Origin of the sequence: Moorena sp. SIO3B2 (assembly GCF_010692525.1) — a bacterium.
In the GTDB taxonomy this organism is placed as follows: domain Bacteria; phylum Cyanobacteriota; class Cyanobacteriia; order Cyanobacteriales; family Coleofasciculaceae; genus Moorena; species Moorena producens.
This window is the reverse complement of sequence record NZ_JAAHHE010000336.1, coordinates 1-6,484: the sequence shown is the minus strand read 5'-3', so window position 1 is coordinate 6,484 and position 6,484 is coordinate 1. Positions and strand designations below refer to the sequence as shown.

At 44.6% G+C, this 6,484-nt stretch carries 6 protein-coding genes; all 6 read right to left on the bottom strand.

Annotation, left to right across the window (positions count from 1 at the left end; translation table 11 throughout):
* Positions 1-369: 369 nt before the first annotated feature.
* Complete coding sequence (phoU, locus tag F6K38_RS32880) at positions 370-1,032, bottom strand: phosphate signaling complex protein PhoU (protein ID WP_008186395.1); 663 nt, start codon at positions 1,030-1,032, stop codon at positions 370-372.
* A gap of 706 nt (positions 1,033-1,738) precedes the next feature.
* Positions 1,739-3,046 (bottom strand): sensor histidine kinase, encoded by a 1,308-nt coding sequence (locus tag F6K38_RS32875; protein ID WP_008186392.1) that lies wholly within the window; start codon positions 3,044-3,046, stop codon positions 1,739-1,741.
* A gap of 568 nt (positions 3,047-3,614) precedes the next feature.
* Positions 3,615-4,361: a response regulator transcription factor gene (locus F6K38_RS32870; RefSeq protein ID WP_008186390.1), complete on the bottom strand. Its 747-nt coding sequence runs from the start codon at positions 4,359-4,361 to the stop codon at positions 3,615-3,617.
* Between the two features lie 134 nt (positions 4,362-4,495).
* A complete protein-coding gene (locus tag F6K38_RS32865) occupies positions 4,496-5,668 on the bottom strand; it encodes an RNA-guided endonuclease InsQ/TnpB family protein (RefSeq protein WP_502709622.1) in 1,173 nt (390 codons plus the stop codon).
* The gene (locus tag F6K38_RS32860) at positions 5,571-6,158 is read right to left on the bottom strand and encodes an IS607 family transposase (protein ID WP_287256422.1); all 588 of its coding nucleotides are present in this window, start codon (positions 6,156-6,158) and stop codon (positions 5,571-5,573) included. The genes F6K38_RS32865 and F6K38_RS32860 overlap by 98 nt, the downstream gene beginning before the upstream one ends.
* A gap of 32 nt (positions 6,159-6,190) precedes the next feature.
* Positions 6,191-6,484 (bottom strand): hypothetical protein (locus F6K38_RS32855; RefSeq protein WP_287359281.1); only part of this gene is annotated, 294 nt, incomplete at its 5' end.

Here is a 6,484-nt window from a genome sequence, read left to right as displayed (position 1 = left end):
GTAGCGTGGCCTACGGCCTTAAATGCTGGGCAAGTCAGCCACTTACGTGCCTAAAAAATAGAACTCATTGTATTGTTCCGGTGGGTCGGGGCATCCCGTGTCGTTAATAAAGTAACCCGTGTATCCGAACGCGCCCCGCGTCGGCGAAAGCCGATAGTGATGGCTGGAGTTGGTAAGAAGCCCACACTGTAATCTTCGATGAGCGTGTGGGAGTATGTCACGGCTAGCATCTTATTTAGCTAAGATATGATATAGCAATCCTAATTGCAACGTCAACAAGCAAGGGCTTCAGATTCTTACCCATCTTTACCCTCTTGGCTTGTTCTGGTATTTAAAAACTCAGATCGGATTGCTATCTAACCAGTGAACCTAACGCCTAGGAGTAACTCCTGAACGTTGACCAGTGACAATATAAGAGACTCGTTGACCAATATTGGTAGCATGGTCAGCCATTCGTTCTAAATGGCGAATCACTAGTCCTAGTAAAAGAATTGGTTCAACAACACCCTTGATATCCCGCTGACTGGCCAAGGTTTGATACAGTTGGTCATAGGCATCGTCTACTGTATCGTCCAGCTTTTTGACCGTTTGCCCAGCAATGGCATCTAAATCCGCTAGGGCTTTTAAACTTGTTGCCAGCATAGCTTGGGCATGATGAGACATAAGTTCCACCTCTGGCATACAGGGATGGGGTGGATAAGGAAACAGCTTTATTGATAGTTCTCCCAGGTCTTCAGCATAATCACCAATGCGCTCTAAGTCTCGTACTAGTTGCATAAAGGCACTCAGAAGCCGTAAATCTTGGGCAACGGGAGATTGCAGAGCCATTAACGTGACACATTCCATCTCAATTTGGTGATAGTAGCCATCAATGCGCTTATCAAGAGAGGCAAGATGTTGGGCAGTCTCGAGATTGCGCTCAAACAGGGCTTGATGACTTAGTCTAAAAGATTGCTCTACCAGAGCCCCCATACGCAAAACATCTTGTGCCAAACGCTTCAGGGAGCGCTGGAAGTGTGAACGCTCAGACATGTTGCTGACAGAACTATTAGCAGAAGATAAACTCACCAGGAAATAGGGGTTGCTAAGGGAAGGCTGGAAGCCCCTGTGATTTATATATATTTATGCATGGGGAAGAAAGCTTTGCCGTAACATAAATAACTGCCCAACAGCACATCAAGATTAGATGCGATCGCTCCCATCCTTCCGGTAAACAAATTAGCAGGCAGTATTTCGATGAAGGGTTTAGGGTTTAGGGCTTGGGTTCATGCTGTTAACTGGTTACAGGTTAACTGGTTACAGGTTAGCTGGTTACAGGTTAGCTGGTTAGCCAGTTACAGGTTAGCCAGTTACAGGTTAGCTGGTTACAGGTTAGCTGGTTACAGGTTAGCTGGTTACAGGTTAGCTGGTTGAAAGTTAGCTGGTTACAGGTTAGCTGGTTACAGGTTAGCTGGTTACAGGTTAGCTGGTTACAGGTTAGCTGGTTACAGGTTAGCTGGTTACAGGTTACAGGTTATTAAACCTTCAACCTACCCTACAGGAACCCCAAGGGCGAACACCCTTCAACCTTCAACCTTCAACCTTTAACATTTAACCTTCAACCTTCAACCTTCAACCTTCAACCTTCAACCTTCAACCTTCAACCTACCAGCACATTGGCGAAAAGGGTTCATGACAGGCAGCTGATGATTGGGCGAGCAGGATATGGTAGTATAACACTTAGTAATAGCAAATTTAATCAACCTTTGGTGGTATCTGGAAGTGCAATTTCTATACAGGCACCACCTGTTTCCCAGTGATTGGTGGCTAGGATAGAGCCACCGTGAGCCTCAATAATTTGCTGCACAATGGATAGTCCTAGACCACTGCCACCACGCACAGGTAATGGCTCTCCATTACTATAATTACTCTGGTCTCTGGCTCTTGAGTGATCTCCCCGGTAAAGTCGCTCAAAGACACGGGGTAAATCTGACTCGGCAAAACCATCTCCTGCGTCGATCACCTTAATTTGAATCCAAGTATCGCATTCCAACGCCTTGTGGGAAGATATAGCATTAACCTCAACTCTAATAGCAGCCTGAGGTGGGCTGTGTTTAATACTGTTGTCAAATAAATTTAGAAACACCTGAGTCAGGCGAGAGGGATCAGCTTCCAGATACAATTGATTGGGTCCATGATAGGCAAGGGTTAAGTTCTTCTGTTGGGCTAGGAGTTCTAGGGTTTGCCAGACCCTAAAAATTAAACTCTTTAGTTCTATGGATTGACAGTTAAGATGTAGGGTGGGGTCTTGCTTGAGTTTACTAATTTCCAGCCAATCTTCCACAAGCTGAATCAGCCGTTTGACTTCTGCGAGCATTTTCTCCACCCAGCGGCTTTCCTGAGCCTCCAGACGACTCTGTAACGTTTCCGCCACTAAACTAATGGAGGTTAACGGGGTTCTGAGTTCGTGGGCTAAATCCCCAAACCACTGGTTGCGAGACTCAGCCAGTTCTACCAAAGGTTGTTGATTTTCGAGAAACACACCAACTTGTTTCTGGGGTAAGGGCCAACTGGAAGCTCTTAGATAAAGCGATCGCATTTCACCCATGGCATCCCCCTTTAAGCAACTGGGGTGAAATACCCATTCACAGATCCCAGGTTGCTGCTGCTGACGGGTAGTTTGAATCAGCTGATCTAATTCGTAGGAACGCACCCACTCCAGGAATAACCGGATTTCTCCTGATTCCCAGTCATGAATATGTAATAACTGACGTGCTTGCTGGTTGCACCATAGTAACTGGTTTTCTTCATCCACCAGAAAATAACCTAAGGGTGCTACCTGAAGTAATTCTTGCCAGGTTTGCAGTTCCTGCTCCATCTCTTCTCGTTGATGATTGGCTCTTGCGATCGCTTGCCGCAAACGAGAAACTGCTGACAATGAGTTGCTGGTAGCATCCACCTGTAGTGTTCCCAACATTTGCTGTAGCCGTTGTTTGAGTTGGCGCTGCTGCCACAGCCACAGCCCAATTCCCAAAGCCAGACCTAGTAAAAATGCTAGGAGGGTCATAATAAAAAAAAATATGAAGTAAGCATTCAGCTCTCAGCATTCAGCTCTCAGCATTCAGCTCTCAGCATTCAGCTCTCAGCTCTCAGCTCTCAGCTCTCAGCTCTCAGCTCTCAGCTCTCAGCTCTCAGCATTCAGCTCTCAGCTCTCAGCTCTCAGCTCTCAGCTCTCAGCTCTCAGCTCTCAGCTCTCAGCTCTCAGCTCTCAGCTCTCAGCTTATGGGCAATGGGCTTTTACCCATACTTTCAATTCTCATGCTTCTCTATCAATATTAAATTCTCCCGTTCGCTTAGCGTGGCCATAGGTCTGCATAGGTTTATTTTAAGCTGACGGCTGACAGCTGACGGCTGACAGCTGACGGCACCTCAAGTAGCGTGGCCAAAGGCCAACGGCTGAATGCTTACAATATGAAGTATAAAGGACTTCGTACTTTATAATACTTTATCCTTTATCTTTCCTTCATATTTCATTGATTATTTATCCTTGATTCTTGATTTTTTATCTGTCCTTTATCTATCCTTTATCTATTCTTTATCTATCCTTTATCTATTCTTTCTCTATCCTTCATTATTTATCCAAAGCGATAACCAAAACCCCTTACAGTGATCAGGTATTCTGGTTTACTGGGGTCTTCTTCTAATTTTTCCCGTAACCAGCGAATATGAACATCCACTGTTTTAGTATCTCCCACAAAATCCATTCCCCATACTTGATCAATTAATTGGTCCCGAGACCAAACTCGGCGGGGATTATTAATAAATAACTCCAAAAGTCGAAACTCCTTGGGAGATAAATTAACGTCTTCTCCCCGAACCGTCACCCGACACTCTTGGGGGTACAGCTTGATCTCTCGGAATTGCTGGACGGGTGTTGGAGTGATACCATTCAAGTGTTGGCGACGAATTAAGGCTCGGCAACGAGCAATCAACTCCCGCATACTGAACGGTTTAGTGAGGTAGTCGTCTGCACCAACTTCCAAACCTAAAACCCGATCTGTTTCACTAGCTTTGGCACTAAGAATCATGATCGGAATGGGATTTCCTCGATAACGTAGCAACCGACACAGATCTAAACCATTCACCTGAGGTAGCATTAGGTCTAATATGAGCAAATCCACAGAGTAACCAGTGTGATCGCTATCCTGAAGCATAGTCAAAGCTGTAGCGCCGTCCGAAGCAGTTAAAACCTCGTAACCTTCTTCTTGCAGGGCTAGGACGATCATTTCTCGGATTAGTTCTTCGTCTTCCACCACTAAGACTTGTTTAGCCTTGGTCAGTTCTGAACCGGAAGGACTGTGGGGTATGTCGAGAGCAAGCATAAAGTAAGAAAACTTGGTAACTGAGGTTACAAGTCAAGATATACAAGCAGTAACACGCATCTGTCAATCAGAATATTGACTTAATCATCAATTAACCGATACTTTTTGGCTACTAAAGTCTACTAGTGCAGTCTTTAGCTCACCAATGCAAGCTGCTCTCGCAGCCAGGGTGTATCTACCAAAGCACGAAGAAATATTCCACGTGCGCCATTGATGTCTCGATCCATTGACCGACCATCAATCTTTGACCTAATGGTCTTACTTCCACCGATGTTTACCATTTCTCCGGTCCAGCTCACAGTCTTGCTGGTATAGGCTTCGCAAACATCTACTACTGTCTTTCCGGTCTCAGAGGCTTTATGCTTCAAGAACTCTTTGAACCTAAAGTGAGAGAATGTCAGCAAGTTTCGCACAGTCTTTGATCTGATTTTTCTTTTTCCTTTCCTGGACATTTCAGATGTCTCAAAAGTTGGAAGCAATATCACGTCAAAGTTGTCTACTAAAAACCTAGCAGCTTTCTGATGGATCTCATTTATCAGGTTTTTAATTCTGATAATGATTCGCCTTGCAGCTTTTCTCATTCGTCGTTTTTGATTTCTCTTGGCCTTACTTATTTTTGACAATAAGTTATCAAGATGAGTACAAAGTCGTTGAATACGAGAAAAATCTCCGTGGCCAATTTTACCTATGGAATTCTCACTGAAAAACGTCAAGAATGTTCTAACACCGGGGTCTATCGCTACTACTCTACCTTGGCTCTCGGCTTTTCTTTGAATAGTTTGATGAGGGATTGTCAAATAATAATCCCCGTTGTTGCTGGTCAATCTACAGTCGCCCCTATTTTCAGGTAAAATCTCAGAAAAAGTCAAACCTCCCAACTTTGTATGATAAATGCCTTTTGCTGAGACTGCCGACTTGGGGATGTAGCAAGACTGAACAGGGTTCTTTCTAGACCTAAACCTAACTCGATTTATTTGTCCAGTCTTTTTGTATTTTTTCTTGGCCTCCCTGACAGCGGTACAAGCATCCTTAATCGCTATAGATTTAATTTGATAAGGTACTTCCTTGCACCACTCGGGAAGGTCATTTAATATCCCAGTTTTAATGGCTTTCCAATTAGCTTTAACTTCGCCATTTTGAAGTATCTTGACGGTCTTGTTGAAGACGTAACGAGACACTCCAAACCACTTCCGGATCAGGGAACGCTGTTCAGCACTTAGGAATATCCTGATCTTCTTTGATTTTTGTCCCGTACTTTCGGAGTCCGTGGACGCGGCAAGAGAAGACGTGAATGATGGACAGAAGATCTGCGGTGAGTTCGGATTCTGGACAACTTTTAGGCTGGTCGAGAACCAAGATTTTTCCACCGTTGAAACTGACCAGGTACTCAAACAGTTCAAAACCGAATCGGGTAAGCCGGTCTCTACAGGCAACAACAATCGTGAGCTGACAACCCTGCATAAGTCGTCCCAGTATGGTTTTAAGTCCTTTCCTTTTGTAGTTGAGTCCTGAACCGATGTCTTGGATGATTTCCGCTTCCGGGAAGAGCGAGTGCATGTACGCGACTTGCCTGGCGAGGTCATCTCTTTGCTTGGAACTACTGACCCTGCAATAACAGATGGTTGATGGCTCTGGAGCTTGTTGTCTTCCCAGAGTGGCAAGACTAGCTGTACAGAACATTCTGTATCCACTTGGGGTTCGCTCACATTTGATAGTGCCATTGTCTGCATACTTCCTAAGTGTGGTTTGAGAGAGTCCCGTAAGTTCGACCGCCTTACGGAGAGGTACTAATGCCATGTCTCTACTCTAACAAACCCCCTGAGACTTTACTAGGCTTTATTACACTTTCTATAACTGTCCACTAACCTTATTTTTACCAATATATTATCTGGCTGCAGATAGATTATGGAGCCATTGTGCCTAATTAAGATAAAACCCCAAGTCTTACAGCCAATCCATACCTCTGCACCTACTAGCAAGGAGAGGTTGGGCAAATGCCTTGCAATTAAGTAGTCAAAAAGCGGGATAAAACGGGATTTTTTGGGGTATAATAGACAAAAAGGCCAAGAATAGCCAACGATGTCTAAGCGCAAGAAAAAATCAGGCACAACAAAGAAGCTTTC

Bases quoted from the DNA above. Each gene is read 5' to 3' on its own strand.
- phoU (WP_008186395.1), bottom strand. From the start codon at position 1,032: ATGTCTGAGCGTTCACACTTCCAGCGCTCCCTGAAGCGTTTGGCACAA.
- F6K38_RS32875 (WP_008186392.1), bottom strand. From the start codon at position 3,046: ATGACCCTCCTAGCATTTTTACTAGGTCTGGCTTTGGGAATTGGGCTG.
- F6K38_RS32870 (WP_008186390.1), bottom strand. From the start codon at position 4,361: ATGCTTGCTCTCGACATACCCCACAGTCCTTCCGGTTCAGAACTGACC.
- F6K38_RS32860 (WP_287256422.1), bottom strand. From the start codon at position 6,158: ATGGCATTAGTACCTCTCCGTAAGGCGGTCGAACTTACGGGACTCTCT.